Annotated in this window: 13 protein-coding genes and 2 tRNA genes; 9 read left to right on the top strand and 6 right to left on the bottom strand. The window is 63.5% G+C overall.

The window, feature by feature from the left end:
- Positions 1-24: 24 nt before the first annotated feature.
- From AC1AYD_RS06985 to AC1AYD_RS07000, 4 genes are all read left to right on the top strand, one after another.
- Entirely contained in the window at positions 25-957 is a 933-nt protein-coding gene (locus AC1AYD_RS06985) for a Nif3-like dinuclear metal center hexameric protein (RefSeq protein WP_476502171.1), read from the top strand.
- Positions 958-961: 4 nt separating this feature from the next.
- Complete coding sequence (locus tag AC1AYD_RS06990) at positions 962-1,579, top strand: NUDIX hydrolase (protein ID WP_476502172.1); 618 nt, start codon at positions 962-964, stop codon at positions 1,577-1,579.
- A 140-nt stretch (positions 1,580-1,719) separates the two neighbouring features.
- Positions 1,720-3,861 carry a glycogen debranching protein GlgX gene (gene glgX, locus AC1AYD_RS06995; RefSeq protein WP_476502206.1) on the top strand — a complete coding sequence of 714 codons (2,142 nt, stop codon included), beginning with the start codon at positions 1,720-1,722 and terminating at the stop codon, positions 3,859-3,861.
- A 116-nt stretch (positions 3,862-3,977) separates the two neighbouring features.
- Positions 3,978-4,065: transfer RNA gene (locus tag AC1AYD_RS07000), tRNA-Leu, on the top strand.
- Positions 4,066-4,939: 874 nt separating this feature from the next.
- Here the strand turns inward: AC1AYD_RS07000 and AC1AYD_RS07005 are convergent.
- The 4 genes from AC1AYD_RS07005 to AC1AYD_RS07020 all read right to left on the bottom strand — a co-directional run bounded on the left by AC1AYD_RS07005 (position 4,940) and on the right by AC1AYD_RS07020 (position 7,472).
- On the bottom strand, positions 4,940-5,821 hold the full coding sequence (locus AC1AYD_RS07005; protein WP_476502173.1) for an ABC transporter ATP-binding protein: 882 nt from the start codon (positions 5,819-5,821) through the stop codon (positions 4,940-4,942).
- A 1-nt stretch (position 5,822) separates the two neighbouring features.
- A complete protein-coding gene (locus tag AC1AYD_RS07010) occupies positions 5,823-6,500 on the bottom strand; it encodes an MFS transporter (RefSeq protein WP_476502207.1) in 678 nt (225 codons plus the stop codon).
- Between the two features lie 33 nt (positions 6,501-6,533).
- Entirely contained in the window at positions 6,534-6,806 is a 273-nt protein-coding gene (locus AC1AYD_RS07015) for a hypothetical protein (RefSeq protein ID WP_476502174.1), read from the bottom strand.
- Positions 6,807-6,926: 120 nt separating this feature from the next.
- Complete coding sequence (locus tag AC1AYD_RS07020; protein ID WP_476502175.1) at positions 6,927-7,472, bottom strand: hypothetical protein; 546 nt, start codon at positions 7,470-7,472, stop codon at positions 6,927-6,929.
- Positions 7,473-7,690: 218 nt separating this feature from the next.
- Here AC1AYD_RS07020 and AC1AYD_RS07025 point away from each other — a divergent pair, with 218 nt between their 5' ends.
- Both AC1AYD_RS07025 and AC1AYD_RS07030 read left to right on the top strand, forming a co-directional pair.
- Positions 7,691-9,070 (top strand): DHA2 family efflux MFS transporter permease subunit, encoded by a 1,380-nt coding sequence (locus AC1AYD_RS07025; RefSeq protein WP_476544872.1) that lies wholly within the window; start codon positions 7,691-7,693, stop codon positions 9,068-9,070.
- Between the two features lie 51 nt (positions 9,071-9,121).
- Positions 9,122-10,141, top strand: a complete 1,020-nt coding sequence (locus tag AC1AYD_RS07030; RefSeq protein WP_476502177.1) for a lipocalin-like domain-containing protein — start codon at positions 9,122-9,124, stop codon at positions 10,139-10,141.
- A 788-nt stretch (positions 10,142-10,929) separates the two neighbouring features.
- On the opposite strand, the gene AC1AYD_RS07035 is transcribed toward AC1AYD_RS07030, so the two are convergent.
- Positions 10,930-11,003: transfer RNA gene (locus AC1AYD_RS07035), tRNA-Pro, on the bottom strand.
- 52 nt (positions 11,004-11,055) lie between these two features.
- Between AC1AYD_RS07035 and AC1AYD_RS07040 the strand changes: the two genes are divergently transcribed.
- The 3 genes from AC1AYD_RS07040 (at position 11,056) to aroA (ending at position 14,942) form a co-directional block, all read left to right on the top strand.
- Positions 11,056-12,246: an ABC transporter permease gene (locus AC1AYD_RS07040; protein WP_476544873.1), complete on the top strand. Its 1,191-nt coding sequence runs from the start codon at positions 11,056-11,058 to the stop codon at positions 12,244-12,246.
- A gap of 162 nt (positions 12,247-12,408) precedes the next feature.
- On the top strand, positions 12,409-13,608 hold the full coding sequence (locus AC1AYD_RS07045; protein WP_476544874.1) for a hypothetical protein: 1,200 nt from the start codon (positions 12,409-12,411) through the stop codon (positions 13,606-13,608).
- Entirely contained in the window at positions 13,605-14,942 is a 1,338-nt protein-coding gene (gene aroA, locus AC1AYD_RS07050) for a 3-phosphoshikimate 1-carboxyvinyltransferase (protein ID WP_476502180.1), read from the top strand. Before AC1AYD_RS07045 ends, aroA begins: the two co-directional genes overlap by 4 nt.
- Positions 14,943-15,083: 141 nt before the next feature.
- On the opposite strand, the gene AC1AYD_RS07055 is transcribed toward aroA, so the two are convergent.
- Positions 15,084-16,313, bottom strand: a complete 1,230-nt coding sequence (locus AC1AYD_RS07055) for an acetate/propionate family kinase (protein WP_163197983.1) — start codon at positions 16,311-16,313, stop codon at positions 15,084-15,086.
- Positions 16,314-16,391 lie beyond the last annotated feature (78 nt).

Here is a 16,391-nt window from a genome sequence, read left to right on the forward strand (position 1 = left end):
CGTCGGAAAGGAAAGGAGAGAAGGATGACGAACCTCAACCAGGCCGTCGACACGCTCGAAACGCTGTATCCGCTCAAATATGCGGAAAGCTGGGACGCGCCCGGCCTCATCGTCGGCGACCTCACGGCGCCGGTGACGCGTATCGCGTTCGCCTGCGACCCGACCATGGCCGTGATCGACGAGGCGCTGGAATGGGGCGCGGACCTGCTCGTCGCGCATCATCCGCTGTTCTTCCGTTCCGTGCATCAGGTGTCCGGGCTGGGCGCGCGCGGCATGATCGTGAACCGTCTCAGCCGCTCCGGATGCGCGCTGTGGGTGGGACACACCAACGCGGACTGCGCGGTGCGAGGCGTCGGACAGGCCGCGGCCGACGGCTTCGGCCTCGTCGACCAGCGCGCGCTTGTGCCGATCGACGATCCGGGCGCGGCCGGTCCCGTCGGACTCGGCCGCGTCGGACGCCTGCCGGAGCCCGTCACGCTGCGCGAGTTCGCGCGACGCGTGTGCGACGCGCTGCCCATCGACACCGCGCTCGGCGTGCAGGCGTGCGGCGACCCGGATACGCCCGTCGAGACCGTCGCCGTGCTGCCCGGCTCCGGCGACTCCCTGTTCGACGAGGTGCGCGCCGCCGGCGTCGACGTGTACGTGACCAGCGACCTGCGCCATCATCCGGCCACCGACGCCATCGAACAGGCGCGATACGAGGCGTCGATGCGCGCGGCGGGCGTCACGCTCGGCACGGGCGACGCGCACGCGCGCCCGTGCCTCGTCAACACGCCGCACTCGGCCATCGAATCGATGTGGTTCCGTTACGCCGTCGGCGACATCGCCGACGCGCTCGAACGGCGTTTCGGCGAACGCCCTGAAACGAACTGGATCCGCCGCGACACGGATCCGTGGACGCTTTCGCTCCACCGGAGCGCTGACGCGACGACGGACATGACGACGGAAGGGGAGTGAGACGATGACGGACGAACGCGCCGTGCTCGACGCCAGCTCCGACGGCATCGACATGAACGTGCCGGCGAAGGTGATCGAACGCCGCGAGGTCTACCGCGGCGCCATCTTCCACGTGGAGGACATGACCATCGGACTGACCACGAACGGCGGCGGTGTCGTGCCGATCCGCCGGCAGGTATTGCGTCACGCCCCCTGCGTCGTCATGCTCGTGCACGACGTGACCACGGACCGCTACCTCATCGAACGCGAGTACCGCGCGGGCAGCGACATCTTCGCGTACGGGCTGCCCGCCGGGCTCATGGACGAGGGCGAGGACGTGCGCGCCGCGGCGCTGCGCGAACTCGCCGAGGAGACCGGCGTCGCCCCCGCCTCCGACGAGGCGATGCGCATCGACCATGTCGGCGACTACTATTCGTCGGAGGGGATGACCGACGAACTCGCCCACATCATGGTCATCCATCTGGACGCGTGGAGGAACGTGCCCCGGCACTTCGACCCGGACGAGCACGTCGAATCCGCGTGGGTCGGCTGGGAGGAGCTTCTCGCCACCCGCATCACCGCGTCCAATTCGATCATCGCCATCCAACACGAGACGATACGGCGACTGACCGCACACGACTGACGACTTCCGGCGGCCCATGACCGCCGACGAGCGCCGCCGAATCGCGGATCGCCACGATTCGACGGCGGCGACCCAACCCATCACCGACTGTTCATATACGGTGACGATTCACCACACATGGAGGTGCGATACTGGTGAATATGCAGATACGACCAGGTTTGACCTATCCGTACGGCGCGAGCTACGACGGCGCCGGCGTGAACTTCGCGCTGTTCTCCCAAGTGGCCGACAGCGTCGAACTGTGCCTGTTCGACGATGACGACAACGAGACGCGCATCACGATGACCGAGCAGAACTCGTACGTCTGGCACAACTACATCCCGGGCATCCAGCCGGGACAGCGCTACGGCTACCGCGTGCACGGCCCCTACGACCCCGGCCAGGGCCTCAGGTGCAACCCCGCCAAGCTGCTCCTCGACCCCTACGCCAAGGCCATCGAAGGCAACATCGACGGCGACGAGAGCCTGTTCTCCTACCGTTTCTCCGACCCGGACAACGACGGCGTGCTCAACGACATGGACTCCGCCGCCCACACCATGAAATCCGTGGTCGTCAACCCGTACTTCGACTGGGGCAACGACCAGCACCCGCGCATCCCGTACCACGATTCCGTGATCTACGAGGCGCACGTGCGCGGCATGACCAACCTCAACCGCGACGTGCCGCCGGACATCCGCGGCACCTACGCGGGTCTCGCCTACCCGACCGTCATCGAATACCTGAAGAAGCTCGGCGTGACCGCCATCGAACTCATGCCGATCCACCAGTTCGTCAACGACTCGTTCCTCCAGGAGAAGGGCCTGTCGAACTACTGGGGCTACAACACGATCGGCTTCTTCGCCCCGCACAACGCGTACTCGTCGGCGGGGGAGCGCGGTCAGCAGGTCAACGAGTTCAAGTCGATGGTCAAGGCGTACCACCAGGCCGGCATGGAGGTCATCCTCGACGTGGTGTACAACCACACCGCCGAAGGCAACCACATGGGCCCCACGCTGAGCTTCAAGGGCATCGACAACCGCGCCTACTACCGTCTCGTCGACAACGACCAGCGGCACTACTTCGACACCACCGGTACCGGCAACTCGCTGCTCATGCGCTCGCCGCACGCCCTGCAGCTCATCACCGACTCGCTGCGCTACTGGGTGTCCGAAATGCACGTCGACGGCTTCCGCTTCGATCTTGCCGCCACGCTGGCACGCCAGTTCCAGGAGGTCGACAAGCTGTCCGCGTTCTTCGACATCGTCGAGCAGGATCCGATCATCAGCCGCGTCAAGCTCATCGCCGAACCGTGGGATCTCGGCTCCGGCGGCTATCAGGTGGGCGGCTTCCCGTCCAGCTGGTCCGAATGGAACGGCCGCTACCGCGACACCGTGCGCGACTTCTGGCGCTCGCAGCCGTCTACGTTGCCCGAGTTCGCGTCGCGACTCATGGGCTCGTCCGACCTGTACCAGATGAACGGGCGCCGACCGGTCGCCTCCGTGAACTTCATCACCGCACACGACGGCTTCACCCTCAACGACCTCGTCTCGTACAACGGCAAGCACAACGAGGCGAACGGCGAGGGCAACCGCGACGGCGAAAGCAACAACCGCTCGTGGAACTGCGGCGTCGAAGGGCCGACCACGATCCGCGACGTCAACGAGCTGCGCCAGCGCCAGATCCGCAACATGCTCTCCACGCTGCTCGTCAGCCAGGGCATCCCGATGATCTGCGGCGGCGACGAGGTGGAGCGCACGCAGCAGGGCAACAACAACGCCTACTGCCAGGACAACGAGATCTCGTGGACCGACTGGGACCTCGACGAGACCCGCGAGGACATGTTCGAGTTCGTCTCGAAGCTCATCCACCTACGTCTCGACCACCCGGTCCTGCACCGCCGCCGCTTCTTCTCCGGCCGTGAGCCGGGGGAGGACACGGAGACGATCCCGCAGGTCGAATGGTTCGACCACACCGGCTCCATCATGGATATGGAGGACTGGCAGAACACGCACGCGTTCTCGATGATGGTGTACCTCAACGGCTCCAACATCCCCGAGCTCGACTACTACGGCAACCCAATGGTCGACAACGACTTCATCCTCATCTTCAACGCCCACTACGAGCCCATCCAGTTCACGCTGCCGGACGAGCGCTATGGGCGCAAGTGGAAGCTCATCGTCGACACGCACAATCCGAAGGGGCCCGTGCTCAACTACGAGGCCGGATTCGCGATTACCGCGCAGTCGCGTAGCTTCATGCTGCTGATGAGCGCCGAGAAGCCGAAGCAGCCGCGCAACTTCTGACGGATGTTCCCGACGGGCGCGCCGGCGGGGCGGTCTTTCCGCTCCACCGGCGTGTCGCGGATTTGACGATTCGTCATGTTCTGGTAATGTATTCACTCGTTGCCAAGACAACACCTGTCCGGGTGGCGGAATGGTAGACGCGCTAGCTTGAGGTGCTAGTGCCTATTTTATACAGGCGTGTGAGTTCAAGTCTCATCCCGGACACCGGCAAGACCCCGTGGTTCCCAAGGAACCCGGGGTCTTTTCCGTATACCCGATACCCGCGTTGTCGACGTTGCCGTGCCGGGATCATAGGCCCCGTGCCGCCGTGGCATCGTGCCACCGTGCCGCCGTGCCGGGACCGCGACCCCATGGTGCGGTGAAACCCTCATGGTGCGGTTGCCGCAAACGGCCATTTTCCGCCGATATGGAGATTTTGTGTTGCCGCACCATGGGAGTTGCGGGCGGGGGAGAGAGAAAGAAAAAGCCCTTGCTCACCGGTGGGTGAGCAAGGGCTACGGGTCGGGCTGACAGGATTTGAACCTGCGACATCCTGTTAGGATTCGAGGGTTCTTGGCTCGGGTCAGCCGTCTTGGTTGACCTCAGAAACCTTGGAATTAAGCCATTTTTGAGTTTCGAGTTTCTTTGTTCAGGCCGCTGCGATTGGCAAATTGTGACGGTCATTGTTAGCAAAATGTTAGCGTCTTGGAGCTTGGAAATGGCGGAATCATGCGGCGTGTCGCGAATGCCGTTCTGAAGCTGTGTTAGCACTCTTGCGGTCTGCTTTCGCTTGCTTCGCTGGTTGCGATGTCGAAGAGAGCGACATGTGCTCCCTATTCATCTGATGACGAATGAGCAACCCCTTGTTATTTTGAAGGGTTGATTCGCTGGTTTTCGAGGACTTCATTAGGTGCGTTTTCGTTGCAATGACGCCGTTTGGACGACTTTCGTGAGATTTCGCTGATCGCTGCTGATTTCGTTGTTTTCCGCGGTCGCTGTGTCCCGGTTGTGTCTGCATCGGTTCCAGTGCTCCCCAGTCGAATGCGACATAATGACTGAGGAGCACTGGAGCCGGCGACGAGGCATTCATTCGGACCGCTCATGCGAAACGCAGCCGGTGCGAGGCCCTCCATCGCTGCCCGGTTCGCTCTACGTGTAGCGGGACGCCGAACATCGATTCGAGACGTTCGTCGGTAAGTCCTTCGTCAAGTGGTCCGGTGAACGTGATGGTTCCCGGTGTCGTGTTGCCGTCAAGTGTGGCGTAGATGCGCGGATGCGTGTCGAGGTATGTCATGCACTCGTGTTCCATCATTCGGCCCATCATCGCGATATGGTCGAATCCGGCGGGGATGTCCTCCACCTGATGCGTGACGAGCAGCATCGTGCGCTCGTCCCCTCGCGAGGCCAGCGCCGACAGTTCTCGCAACACCGTTTCACGGCCGCCCAGATCAAGGCCGGTGGTCGGTTCATCGAAGATCAGGAGATCCGCCGGCGAGACGAGCGCGCGTGAGATCATCACCCTCGTGCGTTCGCCTTCGGACAGGTTGCGCCACTGTTTGCCGGCCAGATATGCGATGCCGAGCCGGCGCATCATCGCGTACACCTTCTCGTATGCCTCGTCGGCCGAATCCTTCGTTCCTCGTGGAATCCCCGAGACGACGACCGTGAGCGGGTTCATTCCCGACCCGATGTTGTGCCCGAACGCCGCCGAGACGATGGCCACGCGGGTGCGACGACGCTCCGGGTCCGAGCCCGCGACTGTTCGGTCCCCGAAGACGCGCAGTTCGCCGACGTTGGGGTAGGTGCGCATCGCGATCATTTCCAGCAGTGTGGATTTTCCCACTCCGTTCGGTCCGAGCAGCACCCATAGTCCGCCGGTGGCAATGGTGAGGTTCACGTCGGCAAGGATCGGCCGCCGATTGCGATAGTAGCCCACCGACCGGGCTAGTACCATTGCGTCGTGGGTTGTTTCGCCGAGCATGTCATCGCCCCGCTTCCGTATTCCGTCCGATGATGATGCCGATGGCGGTCTGTGCGACGGCCAGTATGGCCAGCATGATGAGCACCGTCCGCCATCCCGAGGTGATGTCGTAGATTGTTCCGGCCAACATGGGACCGACCGCGGCGAGCAGGTATCCGACGCATTGAGCCATGTCCGACAGTTGCGTCGTCTCCTCGGTGGTCGAGGTCTTCAATCCGATCAATGAGAGCGCCATGACCAGAGAGCATCCCGAGCCGATGCTGGCGACGATGATCCACAGCAGATCGAGCCGCGGCGCGAATGCCAGTCCGAGCGCGCCGATGGCCAATGGCACGCTGGCGACGACAACGGCGGCGACCTGGCTGTCGCCCTTCAGCAGCACGGGGATGAGCAGTCCCATGACGATGCCGACGAGCTGGAAGACCGCCAGATGCCAGCCGGTCCGGTCGGCGGGCACGCCGAAGGAGACCTCGATGGTGGGCAGCCAGGTGGCGCACACGTAATAGTTCACGGATTGCAGCCCCATGAACAGGGTGACGGCCCATGCCTCCGGCCTTTTCCACATGGAGACTCGGAGTCGGGTCTCCGATGCCGTACTCCGTCGGCTGCGGGGCTGCGCATCGGTGGTGGTCTTCGCAGCCGGGGTCGTCCTTCGCGCATTCGCCCGTGAACGCCACAGCTACAGCAGCGTGACGATTCCGGCGGGAATGGCTCAGATGCCGAGCGTGCCCCGCCGCCCGATTGCATCGGACAGGGGCAATGTCACGGCCGAGGCGAACGCGGCCATGCCGGTCATGTATGCGGAGTACATGCCGGTGGCAAGTGATGTGTGACCGGGGTAATCGCGTTTGACTATGGCCGGCACCAGAACGTTGCCCACCGCGATCGAGCAACCGATGACGAACGTGCCGGCCCACAGTCCGATGGTGCCGCATGCCGAACGGATCACAATGCCGAGCGTCAGGAACACCATCGCGGCCAGCACGGTGCGTTCGATGCCGACGAGGGGATGGGATGACGTTCTGTTATTTGTTCCATGATGATCGACTAGATGATTAAAGAGTATCCGTGTGATGATGCCGTTGATTCGTATAGGGGGTGTTCGTTATCGCCCGTCGGGGATCCGAGCGGCGATGGCGTTGAGGTTTTCGACGACCGCCGCGATGATCTCGTCGTCGCTTTGTCCGCCTTCCAGCTTGAGCAGGCCAAGCGAGTGGAGGGCCCCGGCGATGGAGAAGACGGCGGCGATGCGCTCGCGTTCGTTCGCTGCTCGGGCGGAGTAACGTTCGACGAGCGTCGATTCGATTTTGCGGAACATGGCTTCGGGGCGGCCTGCGAACAGGACGCGCAGATCGTCGATCTGGCTGTCGATGGCCGGTCTCCAGCCATTGAGGAATGCGGGTGGATCGGACAGGATCTTGTCCTTGTCGGGGTAATGCTCCAGCATCGCGTCGATGGTCTCGTCCTCAAGCTTGTCGTTGAGGTCGTATACGTCGAGGTAATGCTTGTAGAACGTGCTCGGGTTGACGAGCGCAAGGTCGCAGATGCCCTTGACCTTGACCTTCGAGACCGGAACTCCTGATGCCCGTAGGCGCAGGAACGCCTCGCGGATTGCCTTGCGGGTTTTGATGATGCGCAGATCGGTCACCATGCTCCTTTCGTTCTGCCGGTAGCGTCATTCCCGCTCCGTCCCATAAGCCGTGGGTTGTTCGACGATTCAGGCGAATCGTCGAATAAGCGAGAAATGTCGCATATCGGTGGTTGTCATCCGTTGCGTTTCGATAATAATTGATGCCCGTTGAATAATCAATAACTATTGCTTATTGGAGTGTTATTGTGAAACTTGGCATCAACAGAAAACAATGGATCATGGTCATCGTGCTGCTCATGGGCACATTGCTGGCCGTGCTCAACATGTCGGTGGTCACGCCGGCGCTGCCGTCCATCATGAAGGACCTCGGGGTGGATTCCACCACCGTTCAGTGGCTGTCCAGCGGCTATTCTCTGGTCGAGGCGATGGTCATCCCGCTCGCCGCGTTCCTCATGGGGCGCTTCTCCACCCGCAGGCTGTTCATTGGATGCATCTCATTGTTCGCGGCCGGCAGTCTCGTCGCCGCATTCGCGTCGACCTTCCCCCTGCTCATGGTCGGCCGGGTGCTGCAGGCCCTGTGCACCGGCGCGATCATGCCGATGGTCACCGCGGTGATCCTGCTCGTGTTCCCCAAGGAAAGCCGCGGTACGGCAATGGGTATCACAGGACTCGTCGTCGGTTTCGCCCCGGCGCTCGGCCCGTCCGTCTCCGGCGTGATCATCGACTCGTTCGGCTGGCGCACGCTGTTCGTCATCATGGCGGCAGTCTCGCTGATCGTCATCGCGTTGGCCGCCGTCTACCTGCGTAACTTCGACGGCTTCCAACCGGGTGCGTTCGACCTTGTCTCCGTGCTGCTCTCCTCGGTCGGTCTGGCATGCCTGTTGTACGGGCTGTCCACGTTCACGTCCACCGGCAACATGATGCTCACCGTCTCGCTGATCGTCGTCGGCGTGCTGCTCGTGGCCGTGTTCGTGCGCCGACAGCTCAAGGCGAAGGAACCGATGCTGCGCGTCGGAATCCTCGCCAACCGCACCTATGCGCATTCGGTGATCATCGTGGCATGCATGCAGGCGGCCCTCATGGGTTGCAACGTCATGGTGCCGATGTTCATCCAGACCGTGCTCGGCGCATCCGCCACCGCCAGCGGGCTCGCCATGCTTCCCGGCGCCCTCATCGGCGCATGCTGCGGCATCGTCTCGGGCCGCATGTTCGACAAATACGGCATCCGCAAGGTCGCCCTGCCCGGCCTGACGGTCATGACCATCGGCGGCGTGCTCATGGCTCTGCTCGGCGCGGACGCCTCGGTTATCCTCACGGCATGCGCCTACACCGTGCTCTACACGGGACTCATGTTCGCCATGACCCCGGTGAACACCTGGGGCATCAACGCGCTCGACAACGAAAACATCGGACACGCGCAAAGCGTGACCAACACCGTCGGACAGATCGCCTCCTCGATGGGCACCGCCCTCATCGTGTCCATCTCCGCGCTGTCCACCACACTCGCGCCCACCGCCACCGGACACGCGCAATCCATACTCGGCTCGACGCTGGCATTCGCCGCCATCGCGGTCATCCTCGCGGCCGCCCTCATCACGGCGCTCTTGACGACTCGGACTCGCCGTGGCGCGACGAAACGGACCCTCGCCGGACAGTGACCGAACCGACAGCGCATCAACAGACAACACGGAACCAAAACGAAACGAGACATGATGAACACCACGAACAACTCGCTGACCCACAACATCCGCACCTTCCGCCACGGCACCGAACCGCTGGTGGACCCCATCCGGGACACCTTCATCCGCACCGACAAAGCCGGCAACTCATGGTTCTGGGTCGGCCATTTCGAGGCGGACGGACACACCCTCGACTTCATGTACCACGTCAGCGTCCTGCAGCTCTCCAAATACCTGCCGGTGCGCATGATCAACAGCGTGCTGTCCATCACCGATGAGACCGGACGCATCTACCGTCACGAAGACCGCTTTTACAAGGTCAGGCGAGGACAAGTCGCAGGCCAGGGACTGCACATCCACACCGACAAGGACGTCATCGAAGGCGACCTCGACAACATGCGCATCGCATCGGCCATGCCGGACGGATCCATCTACCTCGACCTGCACGGCACCGGATACCCACTCTACAGTCTCGGTACCGGCTACTTCCAGATCGCCGGAGTGGCCAACTACCAATACTCGTTCCCGCACATGGCCGCCAAAGGCGTCATCACTCTCGACGGCCAGCGCCACGAGGTGGAGGGGATGGTATGGATGGACCGTCAGTTCGCCGGCATGCCCAAAGACAGAAGCCTCAAGGACGGCTACAACTGCAAATGGCTGTGGATGAACCTCTGCTTCGACAACGATCCCGACGTGATCAGCCTATGGGGTGTAACCGAACTGGCCACCGGCAGCGAACATTGCTGGGCCAGCGTCCTGCACGAGGACGGCACCCAATCTTCCGCCGGCGTGGATCCGATGGTCGACGACTCCTTCAACGTGTGGGAAAGTCCTGTGACCGGCATGAAATACCCGACCGGATGGACTATCTCCATCCCCGAATGGGAAGCGAAGCTCACCGTCACATCCATCATGGACGAACAGGAAATCGCCTCGCCGAACCCCTCCGGCCGCAAATACGAAGGCGCAAGCCAAGTGGTCGGCACCTACCGAGGACACTCGGTGGCGGGCCACTGCTGTCTCGAACTCGTCGGAGGATGGAACTGACAACACCGGCCCATCCTCCGAAATCACCGGCGTCGGGCCGATTCCGCCAACCCGCCGAAGAAAGCCACAGCCCAACGGGCCGGTGAACAAGGGATTCGGAATGGGCACGGAATAGCCTTTCGGGGGCTCTCGCACAAGTTAAGCCCGTCTCGCGCACAACACGAGACGGGCTTGACTCCTTGTTTTTATTTAATCCATAAAAACCTCCCATTTCTTCCCCCGATAGCGGCACGTCGAACTCATTGGCATCGAGCGGCTCGCATTCCCCCAACCGTGATGGCGGGTAGCCCCTTTCCCCATCGGAGTTCATGAAGTCATCAATATCGTATTGCTCGATCAGAGCGCGCTTCATCAGCGTCGGGAACGACCCCGAACGCCACTCGCCGTTAATCGCATATGTGAAGTAGAGATCCATTTCAGTACGCCAGCGAGTGGCCGGATCCACGCGACGTAATTCTTCGTCGGGATTGCAGTAATAGAACGCCTTCACCTCCACGGTGCTGTCGATGCCGTACCGGTCGAGCAGTCGCTGATAGAGCTTCTGGGTGCGGCTTCGCGTCTCTTCGACCAAGGGCAGGTAATCCGTCGTTGGATACACGTCAATCATCGTGGACATGCCGCCAATCGTACCCAAACCCTTGGAATCACAAGGATTACTGGCATCGTCCGACGTTAACAAAAAGTGTTAGCGGATTCGGCTAATCCGTTAACACTGGAATTATGTTAACGAGCAGCCTCGAAGCAAAACAAAGAAGCCCTACATCCCAAGCGGGAGTAGGGCTTTCGGGTCGGGCTGACAGGATTTGAACCTGCGACATTCTGCTCCCAAAGCAGACGCGCTACCAAGCTGCGCTACAGCCCGTCGTGGCTCTGCCGAAGCAGGCACAATCAGTCATTGTACAATACAGGTGGACGTGACACGAACGGGAGGAGCCATGGAGACGATGCGCATGGGCCGCCACCAGCGTGCCGAGACGGGCGGACTCGTCGCCTTCATCCTGTGCGCGTTCGCCGGCGCCGTCGGCATGAACCTGTATCTCGAATACGCTTCCGCCATCTGGCAGGTCACGCAACGCCGCTTCTCCGTATGCTCCGGCATCGTCGCCGCCTGCGCGGTCCTCTCCTTCTGCGCCGGATACATGAGCCATTCGCGGTCGATGACGCTCAAGGCCGGATGGCTCGTGCCGCTGCGCCGCACGTTCGAGACGCTCGCCCTGTCCGTCGTGTACGCGGCCACCACGTTCCTCTCCACGTTCGCGCTGCTCGGCGCCATCAACGAGATGATGGGCACGCTGTTCGTCGGCTACATGTCGTCCGTATGCGCCGCGTTCGCCGGCGTCGTCGGCTACATGACGTTCGTGCAGGCGGAGATGATGAGCGCGAAGACCCTCGCCTCGCTCCTGCCGTTCTTCGTCGTCTCCGGCGTGTGCGTCGCCGGACTCACCACCGACGACCCGTACTGGTACCACAACAACTTCTCCCAGCTCGGCGACCGCACCACGTTCGCCGCCACGATGTTCAACTCGACGCTCATGCTCGCCGGCGTGTGCGTCATCATCGTCAGCTACTTCGCCGTGTCCGAGCTCGTCACCACCGAACGGCTCATGAGACTATGGCACGACCGCACGCGCGACGATCCGAACCGCGGCTACGACATCCCGCATTTCACCGTGCGCATCGCCGTGCTGTCCGTGCTGCTCACCGTCTCCGGTCTCGCGTTCATCGGCATCGGCGCGTTCCGCTACACGCCGCACAACCTCATGCATAACATCTGCGCGAAGGGCCTGCCGTTCGTCATGCTCGTCCTGTTCCTCCTGCTGCCGTGGCTCGCCCCCCGCATCAGCAGGGTCGTCATGGTCGGCTCCGATCTGGCCGCGCTCCTGTGCGCCGGATTCTGGGGGAACATGATGCTCGGCCGCAACACGCTCACCAACGTGGAGGCGCTCGCCGGCATGCTGTTCCTCGGCTGGTTTATCGTGTTCTCGCGGCAGATCGCCGCCATCGAGGCCGATCGCGTCGCCATGGAGCTCGTGCACGCGCAGACCGCCGAACAGGCGGCGCGCAGGGCGGACATGCCGGAGTCCCGCATCGCTTCCGACCGCTGACGACGCCGGCGCGCGACGGGCCGCATGCGCGGGTCCGTATGTACGGCGCGCATGATACATGGCCGTCTTCTCTCACCAGTACACTTGCTTTGCGCAATCGCATGAACGCGCCGCCGCGTCTTCGCGGCGTCCCCCGCCACCCGCCAGACAGAGGGAGAAGGTATGACCGACGACAAGCAGGGTGAAGGCTCCTCCGAGGACATGCAGCACCACGGTGAGGAGACGACGGTCATCCCGCCTCTCGGCGCGGACGCGGCGGATAACGGTTCCTTCACCGCGGGCGGTCCCGCGGCGGACGCACCTACGGGCGATCTTGCGGACGTTTCCGCGGACGTTTCCGCGGATGTTCCCGCCACGGCCCCTGCCGTGACCGGCGATGCGGAACCCACCGGACCTGCTTCCGACGACGTTCCGCGCGATCCGCTCGAAGCCCCCGATTTCGATACGCTGGTGGCTCCCGTCGAACTGCCGCGTCGCCGCCCGCCGGCCGCCGCGATGATCGGCGTGGCCGTCGCGGTCGTCGTGGTCATCGTGGTCATCGCCCTGATCGTCACGCTCGTCGTCGTCCGTCCGTTCGGTTCGGTGCGCGCCTCCGACTATTCGGCCGGAACGAAACGCACGGTGGCGATGCAGCGCCAATACGAGAAGACCTCGGCCGCCATCGACGACGCGCTCGGATTCCTCTATACGCAGGGTGTCGGCTACGATGCGGACAAGGTGAGCGCACTCAAGACGCAGGCCGCGAAGCTGCGTGAATCCGCGGCGTCGTTCGCCGATCTCAGGGCCAACAGGGACACGGACGTCGCCGCCGCCTACGCCTCCTATGTGCGCCAGGCGAACCGGTTCGCCGACATGTCCGCCAATCTCGCGGATTCGGCCCAGGCGTTGTCCACGATGAACGACGCCTGCGGGAACACGCCGAGCGGCACCGTGTACGACAGCGACTTCACCGCCCAATACGAGCAGTACATCGCCTCCTGCCGTACGTCGACGGAATCGTTGGCGAAGGCGAAGGCGAAGGTCGTCTCCGAATTCTCCGGCACGCTCACCCAGTCGCTCGACCAGATGGCCGCCGTGGTCGACCAGATCAAGGCGCTCGGCGACATCTCGGCCATCAGCTCGGGTTCGGACCAGGCGCAGCAGCTCCAGACGCTGTCCGCGCAGCTGGTCGACCTCGACGCCTCGTCGGGCGCGATCAACGACTTCCAGGACAAGCTGCGCCAGTCGCGTGAGAACGCGAATCCGTCCACGCTGCTGCAGAAGCTCAACGACGTGCTCAAACAGGGGTATGAGAGGAGCGCTCCAAGTAAGACGGACGCATCCACGCGGTTCGGCCATGATGCCGATACGATGGTGGCATGAGTGAATCGCAGAAGAACCTGTGGGCCGCGCCGAAGGCGGACGGCCCGTTGCATGCCGTCGTCACTATTCCCGGCAGCAAATCCCTGTCCAACCGGTATCTGATTCTCGCCGCATTGGGGAAGAAACCGGTCACGCTCGTCGGCCTGTTGCGCTCGCGCGACACCGAACTGATGATGGGCGCGTTGGAGGCGCTCGGCGTGACCTGCGCCGTCGCCCCGGGCAATGAGACGACCGTCACCGTCACGCCGCCCGCCGACGGACGCTTCCATGGCAACGTGGACGTGTATTGCGGACTCGCCGGCACGGTGATGCGCTTCGTGCCCGGACTCGCCCTGTTCGCCGACGCCCCGGTGCGGTTCGATGGCGACGAGCAGGCGTATGCACGCCCGATGAAGCCGGTGCTCGACGGATTGGAGCAGTTGGGTGCGACGGTCGAATACCATGGCGAGGAAGGCTTCCTGCCGTTCACCGTCACGCCGCCCGCCGCACTTCCCGCCGAAGCTGCGCACGTGTCCATCGACGCGTCCGGATCGTCGCAGTTCATCTCCGGTCTGCTGCTCGTCGGATCGCGTCTGCCGGGCGGTCTCACGCTCACGCATACGGGGAAGAAGACGCCGAGCCTGCCGCACATCCGCATGACCGTCGCCGACGTGAACGGCGCCGGGGGAGCGGCCTCGGCCGACGAGGCGGCACGCGTGTGGACCGTCGCGCCGCACGCGCTGCAGCTGCCGGAGCGCGTCGTCGTCGAGCCGGATCTGTCGAACGCGGCGCCGTTCCTCGGCGCGGCGCTCATCGCCGGCGGCACCGTGCGCGTGCCGCATTGGCCGGTCGAGACCACGCAGCCGGGCGGTCTCCTGCCCGGCTATCTGGAGCGCATGGGTGCGACCGTCGCCTTTCCCGAGGAGGACGGCGTGCGCTACTGCCAGGTCACGTCCGACGGCACGATCCGCGGTCTCGGCGATTTCGATCTGACGGCGGCCGGCGAGATCGCGCCGTCGCTCGCCGCGATTCTCGTATTCGCCGACGCGCCGACGCGCATGATCGGCATCGGACATCTGCGCGGCCATGAGACGAACCGTCTGGAGGCGCTCGTCACCGAGATCAGGCGGATCGGCGGCGAGGCCGAGGAGCTGCCCGACGGCATCGCGATCACGCCGGTGCCGCGCGGCGACCTGCACGGCGCGGTGATGGAGTCCTACGCCGACCATCGCATGGCCACGTTCGCCGCGATGATCGGATTGGCGGTGCACGGCGTGCTCGTCGTCGACGTGGAGACCACGCGCAAGACGCTGCCCGATTTCACGGGTATGTGGCGGGGGCTGCTGGGGGAGTAGCCGTCGAGACAGCCCGGAAGCGAATCGAATACGGGAAGGCCCCTGACCTCCATGATGATGGAGATCAGGGGCCTTCCCGTATGCCGTATCAATCCGTCCCACGGTCTAGGCGACCGGTCGGACGGGCCTAGGCGACGGGACTCACTTGGCGAACTTGTTGCCGTAGGTGTCCTCGCCGGCCTCGGCGATGGCGGCGGACTTGCGGGCGATGGCCAGCTCCTCGTTCGTCGGGATGACGGCGATGACCACGGAGGAATCCGGGGTGGAGATGATGCGCGGCTCCTTGGAGCGGGTCGCGTTCTTCTCCTCGTCCAGCTTCACGCCGAACGGGGCGAGCTTGTCGCACACCATCTTGCGCACGATGTCGTCGTTCTCGCCGACGCCGGCGGTGAAGGTGATGACATCGCAGCCGCCCATCTGGTAGGTGTAGTTGCCGATGTAGCTCACGATGCGGTGCACGTAGACGTCGAGGGCCAGCTTGGCGTCCTCGTTGCCCTCGGCCACCAGACGGTGGACCTCGCGCAGATCGCCGAAGCCGGTCATGCCGGTCATGCCGGAGCGCTTGTTGAACAGGGCGTCCAGCTCGTCCACGTTCATGTGGGCGTTGCGGATCAGGTGGAAGACCACGGCCGGGTCGATGTCGCCGGTGCGGCCGCCCATGACGAGGCCCTCGAGCGGGGTGAGACCCATGGAGGTCTCGACCGGCTTGCCGGACACCTCGGCGGAGGCGGAGGCGCCGTTGCCGATGTGCAGGACGATCTGCTTGAGACCCTCGGCCGGTTTGCCGACGACCTCGGGCACCACGGAGGAGATGAACTCGTGGGAGGTGCCGTGGGCGCCGTAGCGGCGGATGTGGTACTGGTCGGCGATCTCCTTGTTCAGCGCGTAGGTGCTGGCGGCCTTCGGCAGCTGGAAGAAGAAGGAAGAATCGAAGACGAAGATCTGCGGCACGTCCGGCAGCAGGGAGCGCATGACCTCGGCGCCCTTGGCCTCAGGGCCGTTGTGCAGCGGGGCGAGGACGGCCAGATCCTTGACCTGGTTGATGGTCTTGTCGGTGACGAGGGCCGGCTTCGGGAAGAGGGAGCCGCCCTGGACGACACGGTGGCCGACGGCGACGATGCCCGCGTCGGACAGCTTCGGGCCGTACTCCTCGAAGAAGCCGAGGACGCGCTTCAGACCCTGCTCGTGGTCGTGGATCGGCTCCTCGAGTTCATGCTTCTCGCCGTTGTACTCGTGCTTGTAGTGGCCGTCGATCGGCTCGCCGATCTTCTCGACGAGGCCGGAAGCGAGACCCTCGCCGGTCTCGAGGTCCACCAGCTGGTACTTGATCGAGCTGGAGCCGGAATTGATGACAAGGACGGTTTTCGCCATTGTGGGCATCCTCCATTGTGGTTGTCGTACCGTGAAACACGGCTTTCCAAGTGTTTAGATTACTCGCTGCTTGCTACA

The organism is Bifidobacterium sp. LH_426, assembly GCF_056356875.1.

What these genes read in the sequence shown, in the direction of transcription:
- aroA (WP_476502180.1), top strand. Translation starts at nt 13,605, where the DNA reads ATGAGTGAATCGCAGAAGAACCTGTGGGCCGCGCCGAAGGCGGACGGC.
- AC1AYD_RS07045 (WP_476544874.1), top strand. Translation starts at nt 12,409, where the DNA reads ATGACCGACGACAAGCAGGGTGAAGGCTCCTCCGAGGACATGCAGCAC.
- AC1AYD_RS07025 (WP_476544872.1), top strand. Translation starts at nt 7,691, where the DNA reads ATGGTCATCGTGCTGCTCATGGGCACATTGCTGGCCGTGCTCAACATG.
- AC1AYD_RS07055 (WP_163197983.1), bottom strand. Translation starts at nt 16,313, where the DNA reads ATGGCGAAAACCGTCCTTGTCATCAATTCCGGCTCCAGCTCGATCAAG.
- glgX (WP_476502206.1), top strand. Translation starts at nt 1,720, where the DNA reads ATGCAGATACGACCAGGTTTGACCTATCCGTACGGCGCGAGCTACGAC.
- AC1AYD_RS07030 (WP_476502177.1), top strand. Translation starts at nt 9,122, where the DNA reads ATGATGAACACCACGAACAACTCGCTGACCCACAACATCCGCACCTTC.
- AC1AYD_RS07020 (WP_476502175.1), bottom strand. Translation starts at nt 7,472, where the DNA reads ATGGTGACCGATCTGCGCATCATCAAAACCCGCAAGGCAATCCGCGAG.
- AC1AYD_RS07005 (WP_476502173.1), bottom strand. Translation starts at nt 5,821, where the DNA reads ATGCTCGGCGAAACAACCCACGACGCAATGGTACTAGCCCGGTCGGTG.
- AC1AYD_RS06985 (WP_476502171.1), top strand. Translation starts at nt 25, where the DNA reads ATGACGAACCTCAACCAGGCCGTCGACACGCTCGAAACGCTGTATCCG.
- AC1AYD_RS06990 (WP_476502172.1), top strand. Translation starts at nt 962, where the DNA reads ATGACGGACGAACGCGCCGTGCTCGACGCCAGCTCCGACGGCATCGAC.